Below are 15,535 nucleotides of genomic sequence, written 5' to 3'. Positions count from 1 at the left end.
TTTGAACCGCGATTGAATCCAATCGATCGCCCCGGCATGGCCGTTAAAACTGACGCCCATCGGCAGCGAAATTCGCAGAATACAGGCCGTGATCTCCCTCTCCCTTTGGGAGAGGGCCGGGGTGAGGGTGCTGCCTGCCGCTGCCAAAATCATCTCTTCCGCGGCCACCATCGTTTTACCGTACACGGTGACCGGATCGGTGGCGTCGGATTCGAGATGCCCGCCGCTGCCGGTGCCCGAAAAAACCAAATCGATTGATAAATGCACAAACCGCACTTGCCGCTGCACGCAAATATCGAGCAGGTTGCGCACGCCGTCGACATTGATCCGCCAGGCCATGGCCGGATCAAGTTCACAGCTTTTCAGCGCACAGTTGCCGGCACAATCGAGCACCGCCGCAAATTGGTAGCGATCGAACAATTGGGCGAGCGCCGCCTGATCTTCGGCGTTGCATTCTTCAATGCCCGGCCCGCTCAGCCGCCAGTTATCGCGCTGGCGGATGCCGATCACCTGCCCCGGATACCGCGCCTGTAAATACGGCAGCACGTTATACCCGGCGACTCCGGAAATGCCGGTCACCAACAACGGCAGCGGCGGCTCAGCGGCAAAAGTGGCGCGGCGAAGCATGCGGTGCAAAGTGAGCTGGCAGATGATGATTTCCGGCGGCGGCCTGGAGAGCAAATTCCAAACAAAAGTGATCGCACTGTTCGTTCAGGCCGCATTTTAAATACCGCGCATATTCGCAACAATCCCGCATTTCGCCGCATTTTCTCGGGAGTCTCTGCATGAGTCAAAGCAAGTAAGGCGCCCCTGGATTTGAATCCAGCCGTTAATGGCAATTGCAAGCCCATCAACGGGGCTTGCGCAGACCCAGCCGCTTCAATCGGGATGTCAGTGTTGTCGGTCTCATTCCCAGTAACTTGGCGGCTCCCCCCGGCCCGTATATTTTCCAATGAGTCCTTTCCATCGCTGTTCGAAGATTCTCTGTTTCGAGCGCTGCCAGCTCATGCGCGGTCATGATCGAGGTTCGATTTACATTCAGCCTGTGAATCAGCCGTCCGACAGGACGTTTTTCGAACCGAATCGAAGCGACTAAACAGTTATTGAAATTAACAGGATCATTCAACGAGCTAATAACCGCTCTCTCAATCACATTTTGCAGTTCACGCACATTCCCGGGCCAACTGTACTGCTGAAACTGCTGGACACTTTCTGATGATAGCCGCCTAACGGGTTGGTTCATTCGTTTGCAATACTGCTGTGCAAAATGATTGGCCAGCAATGGAATGTCCTCGGCTCGCTCGCGCAAGGGCAAAACTTCGACCGGAAAAACACTGAGCCTAAAGTATAAGTCTCGGCGAAACCGACCCGCAGCGACTTCCGCCTCGAGATCCTTGTTCGTTGCCGCGATGACTCGTACATCGACCCGACGGGTTTCATCATCGCCGACACGTTCAATCTGCCCCTCTTGCAACACACGCAATAGTTTTCCTTGCGATTCCAAAGGAATTTCGCCCACTTCATCTAGGAACAATGTTCCGCCATTTGCCAATTGAAAGCGACCAACACGATCCTTGAACGCTCCGGTGAATGATCCTTTCACGTGGCCAAAGAACTCACTTTCGAACAATTCGCGCGGAACCGCGGCGCAATTGACCTTTACCAGTGGTCGGTCGCTTCGTTGGCTGTGTCGATGAATAGCCCTGGCGACTAGCTCTTTGCCTGTTCCCGACTCACCAAGAATTAAAACACTGGCAGACGTGGGAGCGACTACGTGAATTTGCTCCATTACTTTTTGCAAAGCCGCACTTTCGCCGATGATTTCACCGAACGCATGGGCCGCATTAACCTCTTCACGCAAATAGCGATTTTCTGACTCCAGTTGCCCACGCAGACGTTCTACTTCCTCAAAAGCACGGGCATTGGCAATGGCAATGGCCGCATGATCGGCGAACGAACGCAGCCATTCAAAGTCATTGGGTCCAAGTCGATCTCGGCTGAATAGCGCCAACACGCCAAGTATCTCGCCACGAAACGCCAGCGGGTGGCCGGCGAAGCTGACAATTCCTTCCTCGGCAGTCCAGCGTTGATCGACAATCCATTGTTGATCGTCAGCGGTGTTTTCCAACAATACCGATTCACCGCTAGCGGCAATGTGACCTACCTTCCCAGAACCCAACTCGACGCGATGAAACTTGCCGTCGACCGCTGACCAATCTGGCGTGCGGGCGCTTAGCGGCGTGCCGGCACTTGAAACCAGATGCAGCGACCGATCTTGATGGTTCAAGTGCGAACAAACATCGCAGCGATGATTCATGCTCAACAGCCAGATGCGGGTGAGAGCGACATTGGGCTGGCCTGCCAATTCTCTCACGATGCCACTGAGGACCGCTTTCAGAGTGCGTTCCTGGGCGACCGCTGTTGCAATCGACTGCAAGGAAGCGGCGTTCATTGTGCCTCCATTCAGCAACGAAATTCCGTTGTTAATAACGAAAAGGTGTTATACAGCGAATTCTCGTTGTTCACAATGCACCAAAAAAACACGACAAAAACCGCAAAACCGTTCGTTCAAAGACATGGCGCCATATTTGCGTTAAGCGCGGCGAATCGCCAACTAAAGCTAATCCAGGGAGAGCCCGCTGTGTTGAAATTTAGTTGTGTAGTAGTCGCCATGCTGTGTGTAGTGTCATTCACTAACGATGCGTTCGCCCAAGGCAGCCCGATGCCGACGTCGGCACACCCGCCAGATCCGCCTGGTTCAACAAGCCCGTATTGGAGTCCACTCCCGTTTACTGACTTCAGCGCACTTGAAACGGTGGACAGAAACGGCAACTCGACGTACCCATCGAATCAGTTTCCCATCAAGCTCGTGGGGATTGTGTTGAATAACCCCGGCGATATGACCGACAGCATGGCGACGCCCGCCACGGCACAACCGCCCGCATTAAGTCCCTTTAATCCTAATCCTTACTGGCAGATTTTCGTTCAGACCGTGAACATTAACAACGATGGCGATTTTGGAGGCGCGGCGGTTTATGCTTCGCAGAATTATGCCAACATTCCCCCCTACTTTTTTGGTGACCCGAGTACGTACGATCCGGGCCTGAGTTATTCGACCAGCGGCTGGGTCGACGATGTGAATCGCATCAGCAATAACAACACGATTCAAGCGGGCGATTTGGTAATGATTGAAGCCCAAGGCGGGCTGGATTTCGGCGGCAAGTTCAACATCAACGAAGAGCACGAAATCAATCCCAACACTCAATTCAACATGGTTGTTTTGTCGCATATCGCCTTACCAGACCCCACGCCATTGCACTTGGCGGATATTTGGGACAATTCCACGAACACCGTTTTGTTTGACCCCACGCGGGCCACGGGCGGCGAACATTATCAATCCACGCTGGTGCGGTTGGAAGATGTGCAATTAGTTCCCGGCCAGGCTGCCAACTGGCAATCGAACGGATTTGTTACGGTGGAGGATAACGCGGGACGGCCATTTACGGTGCAACTGGGGACCAATTCCGCATTCACGCCAGCCAATGCACCTACGGGTCTGTTCAATGTAACGGGCATTTTCGATCAGGAGGGCTCGCCTCCCTTCGGCTCGACAACCGGCAGCTACGAAGTCTGGGTAATGGACCCCACGACGGTGAGTGAAGTTCGCGTGCTCGGCGATTTTAGTTTCGACGGCCAACTCGACAGCGCGGATGTGTTGGCGATGGAAAATGCCCTGGCTGATCTGCCGGCATACGAATTTAATCACGATTTAACCCCTGCGGACACGTTGGCCATCGGCGATATCAATCACGATGGCGTAGTCAACAATGCGGATTTGCAGGCGCTGTTAAATCTGCTCAAGCCATCCGGCGTGCAAGCGTCGGCGACCGTGCCGGAGCCGCCCGCACTTGCACTTTTGGGATTGGCAGCGGCGCTGGCGAGTGTCGCTCGACTTAAAATATCCGATGCTGAATCAAAGCCAGATTAAGAGTTGCGTGCCCGCATGGCTGCAAAGCACACACAACCGCCGCCAGGTTTTACGCTTGTCGAATTGCTGGTGGTGCTGGCCATCATCGGCGTGCTGATCGCGCTATTGTTGCCGGCGGTTCAATCTGCCCGCGAAGCCGGCCGCCGCTTGGAATGCGCCAATCATTTGAAGCAAATTGGCATCGCCGCGCATAGCTATTCTAATGCCAACGGCGTGTTGCCGCCGGGCAATGTCACCAAAACCGCCGGCGTGTGCTATGGCGATGCACTGCCGGGCACCGCCGGCTTTCCGTCGCAAGATGGTCCGAATTGGCTGATTTGGCTGCTGCCATATTTAGAGGAACAAGCGTCGTATTCGCAGTACGACTTTGATGTGTTCAACGAATCGTATCAAAACATTCCCATGCGGCAGACATTCGTAGGCCTGTATGTTTGCCCGTCCGATTTGGACACCCACCAACTGGGCGTTCCGGCCACGGGTCCCGCTTGTGGAGCGGCACTCAATCTGCAATACATGCCCGGGTCGTATCGCGCCGTAACGGGCCGCAGCGACGGCTTTCAATTTCTGGATACCGGCGATATTCAGCAGTACCCGGTCAATTGGCGTGGGCCCATTCACACCATTGGCATTTTTGGATTCAAAGCCGAAAGCTTCAAAACCATTACAGACGGCATCTCGAACACGCTGATGGCCGGCGAAAGCACGACCCGCACCGATTTTTCGTTTCGCACGTTTTGGGCGTATTCCTATGCCCATTTCGCACTCTCTTCTGCCACTCCACAAAGCCGAACATGGATGGGAGACTACGACGGCTGTGTTGCCCAAGGCGGCCAAGGATCATCCCTGCCGTGCCGCCGCGGCTGGGGCAGTAATCACGGCAATGGGATGAATTTCGTGATGTGTGATGGTTCAACACATTTTTTCGCGGATACAATCGACTCTGAAATTTTTGCAGAATTGGCTACAATAGAAGGCGGTGAACCCGCACAACTACCAAGGTAACACGATGAAACGCACCGCCAACTGTTTGTTATTTGCGTTAGTAGCTTGTTTGTTTCCGTCCGTCGCACATGCTCATACTGGCATCGGCGAAACAAGCGGCTTTATGAACGGGGTGATTCACCCGGTAACGGGACTGGATCATATTTGTGCGATGGTTGCCGTTGGCTTGTGGGCTGCCCAGCGGGGTGGTAAAGCAATTTGGCTAGTGCCGCTCACGTTTGTTTCTGTCATGGCACTTGGCGGCTGGCTGGGCATGATGGGGCACGCTCTTCCGTTTGTGGAGCAAGGCATCGTGGCTTCTGTTTTAATTCTTGGCGTGCTGATTGCAGCCGCGATACGCTTGCCTTTATTGGTCAGCGTGTTGATTGTCGGTCTGTTCGCACTATTTCACGGCCACGCTCACGGTGCGGAAATGCCGGACACCGCCTCCGGTCTGCTTTACGGCCTGGGATTTATCTTTTCCACGCTGCTATTGCACTTGTGCGGCATCGCCCTGGGATTATCCGCACAGCGTTTTGGAACGCCTCAGTTGATTCGCTATGCCGGCGTGGCGATCATCGGCTGTGGGCTATTTCTCTGCGTTGCTGGATGACGTTGTTTCTGCAAAGGTGAAGATCTCGTCATCCGGTAGGCCAGCCACACGCTGTCCTTCCGATTCGAGTTTGTCTGTCGGCACGTCCAGAATGGACTGGACAAACTTCGGCTGAAGTTTGAAGGTTAATCTGCGTCCTGTTTTCCGATCTTCAACGACGGTTCTCAAATCATCGACCGCGGCGCTCTCGATCCGCAAATTTAACTTGCCTAGGCTGGCTCCGGTCGCTGCTTGAACACCATCGGCGATACATGAGTATTGAACTTCTGCCGGCGAATAATGAACCACCGCCAGCGAGAAACTTTGCCGGGGCAGATTCAATTCCTTCAAGGCACGCTCGCCTATCCGGAACCCGGCAACTGCCCAAGGGCCTGCTGCTCCGTGAAATTCTCGGACCAACGCGATGCAGTCGTGTTGATCGTTCGGATTAGATTTCATACATCCGCTGAGGCTGGCCATTTCCAAAGCGATGATGAATCCAAATCGAAACATAATTAAAATCGTCTTGCGGTGCGGCCGATTCGTTTTGAGCCTTAAAACGCCCGTCACGAATTTTAACCTAGATGGACGCCTCTCGCTCTGGAGAAGCAATAGCGTGCTTGCCCAATTTGGCGTCTGGCTGCTGAATCCGTTCAGCTTTTCTTGATTCGCGTTCGCAGTAACTGTTTTTGAACATATATTATAGTCGGAAATCGCCGCATTTCTCGCGATTCCTTGACGCTCCTCCACCCCGCTGATACACTCGCGGATTCGATGATGCAATGCTTTTACGCACGTTGCGTTGCCTATAAAAATCGGCAACCTTCCGCCTGACGGTGCATCTTCGGTGCAGCGCCGTTCGTGCTAAAATCGAAGTATATTCACCGCTAGAAATCTGCCCGCCAAAAAACTGACCAAAGGATAAATCAACCATGGCGACCGTTACCAAGCGCCGCAAAAAGTCTGCTTCCAAATCTTCCGCTAAGGCGTCCAAAAACGGCGCGCCGCATTCCAAAAGCGGAAAGAAATCGTCCGGCGGCAAAGTCGGCAAAATGATTTATCACTTCAGCAAGTCGCGCACCGACGGCGATGGCAGCATGAAGCCGCTGCTGGGCGGCAAAGGCGCCAATCTGGCCGCCATGACCAGCATCGGGCTGCCCGTTCCGCCGGGCTTCACCATCACGACCGAAGTCTGCATGTACTACTACAAAAACGGCAAGAAGTATCCCCCGGCGCTATTGAACGACGTCAAAACCGCCGTCGCCTGGCTGGAAAAAGAAACCGGTAAAAAATTCGGCGATACCAAAAATCCGCTGCTCGTTTCCGTCCGCTCCGGCGCGCGAGATTCCATGCCCGGCATGATGGATACCATCCTCAACCTGGGCCTCAACGACAAAACGGTCGAAGCGCTCAAAGCCGCCACTGGCAACGGCCGCTTTGCCTGGGATTCCTATCGCCGTTTCGTCCAAATGTACGGCGACGTGGTGATGGGCGTGCAAAAACGCCACGAGCATGAGCACGAACCGTTTGACGAAGTCATGGATCACATGAAGCGCGAGCGCGGTGTACAGGAAGATACCCAGCTCAACGAGGCCGACCTACAGGAATTGGTCCAAAAATTCAAAGCCCTCATCCGTGAGCGCACCGGTCAGGGATTTCCCGCCACGCCGTTCGAGCAACTGCAAGGCGCCATCGGCGCGGTGTTCGGCTCCTGGATGAACGAACGCGCCATCCTGTATCGCCAAAAGTACAAAATTCCGGACGAATGGGGCACCGCCGTCAACGTGCAAAGTATGGTCTTCGGCAACATGGGGGACGATTGCGCCACCGGCGTCGCCTTCACCCGCGACCCCGCCACGGGCGAAAACGTTTTTTACGGCGAATACCTGGTCAACGCCCAGGGCGAAGACGTCGTAGCCGGCGTCCGCACTCCCAAGCCCGTGGCCGAAATGTCGCACGACCCGATCATCGGCCCAGCGTTCAAAGAGCTGGAAAAAGTCCGCAAGACTTTGGAAAAGAATTTCGGCGACGTGCAAGATTTTGAATTCACGATCGAAAAGAAAAAGCTCTACATGCTGCAAACCCGTAACGGCAAGCGCACCGCGCTGGCCTACGTCAAAATCGCGCACGACATGGTCCACGAACGCTTGATGACCCCCGAGCACGCCATCCGCAGCGGCGACCCGGAAGCGTTGAATCAGCTGCTGCAGCCCATCTTCGATCGGCACGATTACGAACACGCCAAAAATTCCGGCCGCTTGCTGGCCACCGGTTTGGCCGCCGGTCCTGGCGCCGCTTCCGGCAAAGTGGTATTCAGCGCGACCAAGGCCGAACAATGGGCCAATCAAGGCGAAAAAGTCGTGCTGGCCCGCATCGAAACCAGCCCGGAAGATCTCCGCGGCATGATCGCCAGCGAAGGCATTCTCACCTGTCGCGGCGGCGTTTCCAGCCATGCCGCGCTGGTCGCCCGCCAAATGGGCAAAGTTTGCGTGGCCGGCGCCGGCGACATCCACATCGATTACCACGCCGGCACGCTCACCTGCAAAGGCCACACCCTGCGCGAGGGCGATGCCATCAGCATCAACGGTTCCACCGGCGAGGTATTCTGCGGCTCCATCAAAACCGCCGACAGCGAGCTCAAGCAAGTCCTCATCAGCCGCTCGCTCGACCCCAGCGAAAGCAAAGCCTACCAGTATTACAACTTCATCATGAAGCTGGCCGACAAGTACCGCAAACTCGGCCTGCGCACCAACGCCGATCAGCCCGATCAGGTCGAAAACGCCATCGCCTTTGGGGCCGACGGCATCGGACTGTGCCGCACCGAGCACATGTTCTTTGAAGGCGATCGCATCATCGCCGTCCGCCAGATGATCCTGTCGGAAACCCTGGAAGATCGCAAACGCGCGCTCGACAAACTATTGCCGCTGCAGCAAGGCGATTTCGAAGGCATTTTCCGCGCCTTGGCCGGCCGCCCGGCGTGCATCCGCCTGCTCGATCCCCCCCTGCACGAATTCCTCCCCCAACATGACAACCCCCGTGGCCAGCACGAAGTTGCCGAGCAACTGGGCATTTCGGTCGAAACCGTAAACAAGCGTGTTCACGAGCTGCACGAGTTCAATCCCATGCTCGGCTTCCGCGGCTGCCGCCTGGGCATCAAGTATCCGGAAATTACCGAAATGCAGGCCCGTGCTATTTTCCAAGCCGCCGCGGCTGTGGTGGGCGAGGGGGGCAAAGTGCAGCCGGAAGTCATGGTGCCACTGGTTGGCTTCAAGCGCGAGCTGGATTTGCAAGTGGAAATCATCCACCGCGTCGCCAAAGAAGTGATGAAAGAGACGGGCAAAAAATTCAAATACACGGTCGGCACCATGATCGAAATTCCCCGCGGCGCCCTCACCGCCGACGAAATCGCGAACACCGCCGAATTCTTCAGCTTCGGCACCAACGACCTCACGCAAACCTGCCTGGGCATGAGCCGTGACGATTCCGGCTCGTTCCTGCCGGCCTATCAACAGGCTGAAATCATCAAGACCAATCCGTTCGCCTCGATCGACGTGACGGGCGTCGGGAAACTGATGCAAATCGGCGTGGAAAAAGGCCGCACCACCAAGCCCGATTTGAAAATCGGCATTTGCGGCGAACACGGCGGCGACCCCAGCTCGATCCACTTCTGCCACAAAATCGGCATGAACTATGTCAGTTGCTCGCCGTTCCGGGTCCCCATCGCCCGCCTCGCCGCCGCCCAAGCCGCCCTGGCGAAATAGGGATAGCCCCTCGCAGTTATGGTGTTTAACCGCGACGCGCTAGCGGAGCGGTGGGCCACATAGGCACTTTATCGGGAGCGGGCTGGCGATTGCGGCTGCCAGTTGAATTGCCCGCCCGGCATTGGATTCATGTCGATGGGTTGAATCCCTTTGAACTGATACATCGGCGATTGTTTGTATTTCTCTTCCCACTCTTGCTGATTTTTTGCCGCACTATCGCGCAGCGCCTTTTCAAAGGTCTGGTCCGATTTTGCTCCACCAAGCCACAACCACCAGTCCATCACATTGGCCGATTTCGGCAACCCGATTCCCTTCAGCCACGGTACGGCCAATAATACCAAGCATAAAATCGCCGCCCCGCCAATACCTAACGAAATCCAACGGATGGCTCGATTGATGGAAGCCCCTGCTGAATGCGGGTATTCGCCCGGCTGGGCTATGGCGGGGATGATCGATGAATTCTGATTTTCATCCAGGGCTTCAATGTATTTAGCCGTTTTCAGTTCGATTTCAGACATAGCAAGCCTCGGTTCAGTGAAAGATTTTCTCCCTCGATAAACTTTACCTCACCAATTTCCACCATTTCCGTCCGTTCGTGGCATAGCCTTGCTTGCTCTTCCCCCACCGCGCCCCACTTGCGGCCGGATGGCTGGGGTCGAACGAAGTGAGCCCCCTGCAGCGCGCAAAATTCAAGTCGTTGTGGCGGTTCAACATCGGTCAATTGCACGTTGAATTGCGCAAGACAAATGTCCCGCGGCAAATGGAACCGAGAGTCTCTGCTCTTGCCCGTTTGACTCCAATCCGCCAACTTTACGCACAGTTCAATAAATGCCGTGCCCTATAATTGATTGTCACTCTTGCCACACCACCCGCTTCCACAGGCTTTGCCATGCCCAACACCCTGCGTCCCTCTGCGACCTCTGGCGTAGATGATCCTGCCGCCGAGGGGCAGGCCTCGTTCGCCGAAACCGCCATGAAGCTCGGCGGCAAAAGCGAGGAGGAAGCGCGCCGCATGGGCGCAGTCGACAAGGCCGACGATCAGGTGGAAGGGCTGTTTGCCGCGCGCTTCCAAACCGTCAACAGCCCCATTCACCGCGCGGTTTGGGAGCGAGAGCTGCCCGTCGAGTTGTTCACCAGCCAGGCGCCGGTCACGCCGCCGGAAGTCGACCGGGTAATGCAGCAATCGTTGGAAGTGGTCCGCCGCCATCTAGCAGCCGGCACGCTGCTGGACGAGAAGCAAAAAATCACTAATCAAGTCTTTGCCGATCTAGCGGCCGCCGGATATTGGGGCCTGTTGGTCGACAAACAGTATGGCGGCAGCGGGGCGCCGTTCGCCTCCTTCGCCACGTTTCTCACGCGGATGGCAATGCTCGATCCCACCGTGGCCGGCCTAGCCTCGGTGCATGGCTGCATCGGCGCGGTCGATCCGGTCCGCACCTTCGGCACGCCGGAGCAAAAGCGGCGATTCTTGCCCGGCCTTGCCAGTGGCCAGCGGCTTTCTGCATTCGCCTTGACCGAGCCTGGCGCCGGTTCCGATCTCACCGCTTTGCGCACCCGGGCCCAACGTGTCGGTAACGAATTTGTTGTCAACGGCGAAAAGCTGTTCATCACCAACGTCGTGCCAGGCCGCACCATCGGGCTGGTTTGTCTGATCGAAGATCGCCCGGCAGTGCTAGTCGTCGAATTGCCGGGGCAGGAAAACGAGCATTTTCAACTTCGCAAATATGGCCTGTATGCCCTCAAGCACACATATAACCAGGGAATCTTGTTTAAAGACTTTCGTGTGCCGGCGGAGAACTTGCTGACTCCGACGCGCGGCGATGGCTTGACGATTGCCTACCACGGCCTGAACCTGGGGCGCGTGTCGCTGTGCGCCAACGCCGCCGGAACCATGCGGCTGATGATGGCCAGCATGATTCCTTGGGCCCACTTCCGCAAAACCTATGGCGCGGAAATCGCCAGCCGCGAATTGGTGCAGCGCCGCCTGGGCCGGCTGGCCGCCCTGATTGTCGGTTGCGATGCCTTGGTGCAATGGTGCGCCGGACTGCTGGACCAGGGTTATCGCGGCGAAATGGAATGCATCATTGCCAAAATCTTCGGAAGCGAAGCCCAGAAGGAAGCCGCCGTCGAGCTGTTCATGAAAACCCACGGTGGCCGCTCTTTCCTGCACGGCCACATGTTCGGCGACAACGTTCACGAATTCCTCGCCCCCTGCATTTACGAAGGCGAGGGGGAAATGCTGGGCATGGCCTTCTTCAAATCACTGGTCAAGCAGCACGGCACGAAGTTTTACGAGCCCATTGGCAAAGCGCTGGCCGCGGCCGGCATCAAAAAGCCCAATCCGCTCAATCCCGCCCACGCCTGGGCGCTGCGCAAAGCCGTTCCCCCCTATTTGAAATGGCTGCTGAGCGAAAAGTTAAGCCGCAAGCGGATGTCCCCGTTGCCCCCGGGGATGCCCGCCACGTTGCAAATTCACGCCGAGTTTGCCGCCAACCGTCTGGATCACTCGCCCTTGGCGATCGACGCTGTCATGCGCAAACATCAACTGGCCCTGGCCGACCGGCAATGCCGCATGGCCTACTTATCGCAGCAAATTCAGGATGCCGTCACCATCCTGTGTACCAGCCTTTACGCCGCTCGAACCGACGACGAAGTAGTTCGCACCGCCGCCGACGTTTTGTGCCAAGATTTGACGCGCAAGTTAACCGGCCGTGCGCCCACAGACCGCTATTTCCGCACCGTCACCAAACTGGGCCAGTCGATTGCCGAAGGAGGATTCCAGTCGATCACCGGGGTGCATCCTGACGAGATTCTGATGCCGTACTAGGCAAGATTATCGGGCCGGCGGTTTTCCACGGCTGGCCTGGCTGTTATCCGTCGTGTTGCCGGCGGGCAATTGTGTGGTTGCCGGCGGCGGAATCGCATTTTGCTCTAGCACGTGTTTGGCGCCCAATGGATTGGGGCGGGCGAAATCGTCAAACAAATTTTCCAGCGGCGCCCACGGGTTATTGATCGACGGATTTTCCAACTGAATGACCGTCCGCGCCGGGTTTTGAGTGTTCGCGCCCGGATTGAATATTTGAATGGCCGTCGGCTGCAAATCGGCTTTGCTCAAAATCAGGGTGACATGCGAAAAGTTGGCGGCGTCTTTTTGCAGCTTCGGATAAGCCTCCAGCCAAACGTCGGTTTTTGCAGCGGCTGCCGGGGTAATCATTCGCAGATAGTAACGGGTTTTCAAAGTTTCAGCCCTGGCCCCGAACACAAAGGGCAGCGGTCCTTCGGTAATGGCTTTGCCTTGCATTTCCGGCGGCAAAGGCTTTTCCACCACCAGCGTTTGATTGTCGCGCACCGTGACTTCAAACATCGACTTGCCGTTGCACGTCCACCACTCTGTCGGTTTAACTTTTTGTTCCACAAATTGCCCAGTCTTGGGGTCGGGCACGTAATTCGTCTGTTCTTCCACTTTGAACATGCCTTTGTCGGGCGCGGCGTACTTTAATTCTCCTTTGCTCAAGGCCACCGGCTGATTGGGGTTTCCGCCAACTATGGCCGGATCGTATTCCCAGCGCGTGAAAGTGCATTTGAACGTTCTGATATTGGTGTTTGCGTTCTCCCAGTCCGTGAGCAGTTTATTTAAATTCGCTTCGTCTCCTGGGGAAAGCAAGAATCCGGAAGGCGGAGCCAGTGGCATTGCTTGAGGCTGCTGCGGAGCGGAATTCGTGGAGTGGGGGGAAGTAGTGGCTTGCGGCGGAGTGGTTTGCGCCGTTAGCGGCAGCCCGATCGTAAGCCAGCAAATGGCGGAGGTGAACGCGGTTGTAAAACCGGCGCGGCTCGTCATAACGCGATCCTTTCGGAGGACAGAAAGCAGAAAACGCCCGATGGAAGGTCGGGAATTCTATCGGTTGGCCGCGCACCGCCCTAGAGCGATTCCGACTGGGGGACGGCGTAAATAGCGTGCCTTGCTTGAAGCCCGATTATGCTAGCACGGTCTGTTAGCGCTGCTCGGGCTCTTCCAAATAGGTGTAGCCGTGGAGCCCCTCTTCATAGAATTTGAGGAAGCGACCGGCTTCCTCGTAGCCAATGCGGTTTTCACGCACGGCGGCTTCTGTGGCGTCGCGGAGGCTACGAACCAAGGCGTCAGGCTCGAACTCCACGTAGTCGAGCACTTCGCGCACCGTGTCGCCTTTGATGACGGCTTGCAGAATCACCTCGCCTGAATCATCCATCGACACGTGCACGGCGTTCGTGTCGCCGAACAGATTGTGCAGGTCGCCCAGGATTTCCTGGTAAGCGCCGATAAGAAACGCACCCAAGTAATACGGCTTGCCTTCGTATTGGTGGAGCGGCAAAGTGCGTTTGACGTCTCGGCGGTCGATGAATTGATCGAGCTTGCCGTCGCTGTCGCAGGTGATGTCGCCCAGCACCGAAAACCGCGTGGGGCGCTCCCCAAGGCGGTGGATGGGCATCACGGGGAACAACTGCTTGATGGCCCAGGCATCGGGAATCGATTGGAACAGCGAGAAGTTGCAAAAGTACGTGTCGGACAGGAGCGAATCCAACCCTTGCAGTTCCTCGGGGACAAATTCCATTTGCTGGGCCAGCTTTTGAATTTTGTGGCAGATGGCCCAATACAGATTTTCCACCAGGCTGCGTTGATCCAGCGGCAAGTAACCTTGGGAAAACAAGGTCATGGCGTTATCGAGCGATTGCTGGGCGTCGTGATAGCTTTCCAAAATGTTGCGGACGCCGAGGTTTTGGTACGTTTCCATCAAATCGGAAAGGGGCTGCTCCACTTCCGGGGGCAACTGCGGCGGAATGCCGTTTTGCCCCTGCTCGGAAACTCCCAGGACGCCAAACACCAGCACACTGTGATAGGCCACCACGGCGCGGCCGCTTTCGGAAACAATGGTGGGATGCTTTACGCCGGCGTCGTCGCAGGCCCGTTGAATGTGGTACACGACGTCGTTGGCATATTCTTGAAGGCTGTAATTGACGCTCGATTCGAAGTTGGTTTGCGAGCCGTCGTAATCGACACCCAGCCCGCCGCCGACGTCAATGTATTCCAAGCCGGCGCCGCGGCTGACCAGTTCGGTATATACGTGAGCCGCTTCGTTCAGCGCGGCTTTAATGTGCCGAATGTTGGTGATTTGGCTCCCTTGATGAAAGTGGAGCAGCTTGAAGCAATCTTGCATGCCGCGGCTTTTGAGTTCCTCCAGCCCCTTCAGGATTTCGGTCACCGTCAGCCCGAACTTGGAGCGATAACCGCCGGACGATTGCCACCGGCCGGCGCCGCGCGCGGCCAGCTTCACCCGCATGCCAATTTTGGGGCGCACGCCGATTTTCTCGGCGTATTCCAGAATCAGGCCAAGTTCGGTGTATTTTTCGACGACAGGAATAATGTTGCGGCCAATTTTGTGGGCCAGCATGGCGGTTTCGATGAACTCTGCATCTTTAAAGCCGTTGCAAATGATCGGCGTATCGTTGCTGGCCATGGCGACCACGGCCAATAGTTCCGGCTTGCTGCCGGCTTCCAGGCCGAACTTAAAGGGCCGGCCGAATTCCAACACTTCTTCCACGACTTGACGCTGCTGGTTTACCTTGATGGGATACACGCAGCAATAGTTGCCTTGGTATTTTTGCTCAGAGATTGCCGATTGGAACACGCCGTGGATTTCCGCCAGGCGATGGTTCAAAATTTGGGCGAACCGAATCAGAATGGGCAAATCGATGCCGCGTAATTGCAAGCGATCGACCAGTTGCTTCAGATCGATTGAGCGCTGCGGGTCTTTGGTGGGATGCACGCAAACATGGCCTTCGCCATTGATCGAAAAGTAACCGTTTCCCCAGCGTGCCACTTCGTACAGTTCGGCGGCATCCAACACCGACCAACGTTCCAAATCCAAATCGATTTTCAACTCAGGGGTCCTCGTAACGGAGTGAGAAGTCAGGATTACGGGATCAAGAATCGGGCAATTGGCGGCGGCGTTTGACCCGCATCGCAAAATGAAGTTTGAGAGAGAACCTGTGTCGGGCTGGTAACGCGACGAAAGCAAGCCATTTGCGAAAGAACCTGGAGCCAAACATCGTATCATACATACTTCTCAGAAATTGTGTACACGGTTTTGGGCCATTTGGGAAAAATTATTGTTATTTTTTGACGAGGCGGTTCGGTGGCACTGAAGTTTAAAAATGATGGTCCTGGGAGGGAGGGCG

The 15,535-nt window shown here is 56.0% G+C and carries 11 protein-coding genes; 5 read left to right on the top strand and 6 right to left on the bottom strand.

Going from position 1 to position 15,535, the window contains the following annotated elements; genetic code table 11:
• Together VMJ32_13675 and VMJ32_13670 are read right to left on the bottom strand one after the other, a co-directional pair.
• On the bottom strand, positions 1–627 hold a 627-nt coding region (locus VMJ32_13675; protein HTQ40069.1), incomplete at its 3' end, for a sugar nucleotide-binding protein.
• A 223-nt stretch (positions 628–850) separates the two neighbouring features.
• A complete protein-coding gene (locus tag VMJ32_13670) occupies positions 851–2,317 on the bottom strand; it encodes a sigma 54-interacting transcriptional regulator (protein HTQ40068.1) in 1,467 nt (488 codons plus the stop codon).
• Between the two features lie 498 nt (positions 2,318–2,815).
• Between VMJ32_13670 and VMJ32_13665 the strand changes: the two genes are divergently transcribed.
• From VMJ32_13665 to VMJ32_13655, 3 genes are read left to right on the top strand one after another with little or no spacing between them, the layout of a single operon-like run.
• Positions 2,816–3,988 (top strand): dockerin type I repeat-containing protein, encoded by a 1,173-nt coding sequence (locus tag VMJ32_13665; protein ID HTQ40067.1) that lies wholly within the window; start codon positions 2,816–2,818, stop codon positions 3,986–3,988.
• A gap of 15 nt (positions 3,989–4,003) precedes the next feature.
• A complete protein-coding gene (locus VMJ32_13660) occupies positions 4,004–4,990 on the top strand; it encodes a DUF1559 domain-containing protein (GenBank protein ID HTQ40066.1) in 987 nt (328 codons plus the stop codon).
• Positions 4,991–4,994: 4 nt separating this feature from the next.
• Complete coding sequence (locus tag VMJ32_13655; GenBank protein HTQ40065.1) at positions 4,995–5,582, top strand: HupE/UreJ family protein; 588 nt, start codon at positions 4,995–4,997, stop codon at positions 5,580–5,582.
• On the opposite strand, the gene VMJ32_13650 is transcribed toward VMJ32_13655, so the two are convergent.
• A complete protein-coding gene (locus VMJ32_13650; GenBank protein HTQ40064.1) occupies positions 5,559–6,383 on the bottom strand; it encodes a formylmethanofuran dehydrogenase subunit E family protein in 825 nt (274 codons plus the stop codon). The two genes, VMJ32_13655 and VMJ32_13650, sit on opposite strands and share 24 nt — an antisense overlap.
• 230 nt (positions 6,384–6,613) lie before the next feature.
• Between VMJ32_13650 and ppdK the strand changes: the two genes are divergently transcribed.
• Complete coding sequence (ppdK, locus tag VMJ32_13645; GenBank protein HTQ40063.1) at positions 6,614–9,322, top strand: pyruvate, phosphate dikinase; 2,709 nt, start codon at positions 6,614–6,616, stop codon at positions 9,320–9,322.
• 68 nt (positions 9,323–9,390) lie between these two features.
• On the opposite strand, the gene VMJ32_13640 is transcribed toward ppdK, so the two are convergent.
• A complete protein-coding gene (locus VMJ32_13640) occupies positions 9,391–9,840 on the bottom strand; it encodes a hypothetical protein (protein ID HTQ40062.1) in 450 nt (149 codons plus the stop codon).
• A gap of 371 nt (positions 9,841–10,211) precedes the next feature.
• Here VMJ32_13640 and VMJ32_13635 point away from each other — a divergent pair, with 371 nt between their 5' ends.
• Positions 10,212–12,149, top strand: coding sequence for an acyl-CoA dehydrogenase family protein (locus VMJ32_13635; protein ID HTQ40061.1), 1,938 nt, complete (start codon positions 10,212–10,214; stop codon positions 12,147–12,149).
• A 6-nt stretch (positions 12,150–12,155) separates the two neighbouring features.
• Here the strand turns inward: VMJ32_13635 and VMJ32_13630 are convergent, their stop codons facing one another.
• Both VMJ32_13630 and speA read right to left on the bottom strand, forming a co-directional pair.
• On the bottom strand, positions 12,156–13,160 hold the full coding sequence (locus tag VMJ32_13630) for a hypothetical protein (GenBank protein ID HTQ40060.1): 1,005 nt from the start codon (positions 13,158–13,160) through the stop codon (positions 12,156–12,158).
• A 154-nt stretch (positions 13,161–13,314) separates the two neighbouring features.
• Positions 13,315–15,237 carry a biosynthetic arginine decarboxylase gene (gene speA, locus VMJ32_13625; protein ID HTQ40059.1) on the bottom strand — a complete coding sequence of 641 codons (1,923 nt, stop codon included), beginning with the start codon at positions 15,235–15,237 and terminating at the stop codon, positions 13,315–13,317.
• Between the last annotated feature and the right edge of the window lie 298 nt (positions 15,238–15,535).

It is taken from the genome of Pirellulales bacterium (assembly GCA_035499655.1).
In the GTDB taxonomy this organism is placed as follows: Bacteria; Planctomycetota; Planctomycetia; order Pirellulales; family JADZDJ01; genus DATJYL01.
The sequence above is the reverse complement of the archived record's forward strand: the minus strand, read 5'-3'. Positions and strand labels throughout refer to the sequence as shown.

Excerpts from the sequence above, each read along its gene's own strand:
- VMJ32_13670 (HTQ40068.1), bottom strand. The coding sequence starts at position 2,317 with ATGAATCATCGCTGCGATGTTTGTTCGCACTTGAACCATCAAGATCGG.
- VMJ32_13660 (HTQ40066.1), top strand. The coding sequence starts at position 4,004 with ATGGCTGCAAAGCACACACAACCGCCGCCAGGTTTTACGCTTGTCGAA.
- VMJ32_13655 (HTQ40065.1), top strand. The coding sequence starts at position 4,995 with ATGAAACGCACCGCCAACTGTTTGTTATTTGCGTTAGTAGCTTGTTTG.
- ppdK (HTQ40063.1), top strand. The coding sequence starts at position 6,614 with ATGATTTATCACTTCAGCAAGTCGCGCACCGACGGCGATGGCAGCATG.
- VMJ32_13640 (HTQ40062.1), bottom strand. The coding sequence starts at position 9,840 with ATGTCTGAAATCGAACTGAAAACGGCTAAATACATTGAAGCCCTGGAT.
- VMJ32_13635 (HTQ40061.1), top strand. The coding sequence starts at position 10,212 with ATGCCCAACACCCTGCGTCCCTCTGCGACCTCTGGCGTAGATGATCCT.
- VMJ32_13630 (HTQ40060.1), bottom strand. The coding sequence starts at position 13,160 with ATGACGAGCCGCGCCGGTTTTACAACCGCGTTCACCTCCGCCATTTGC.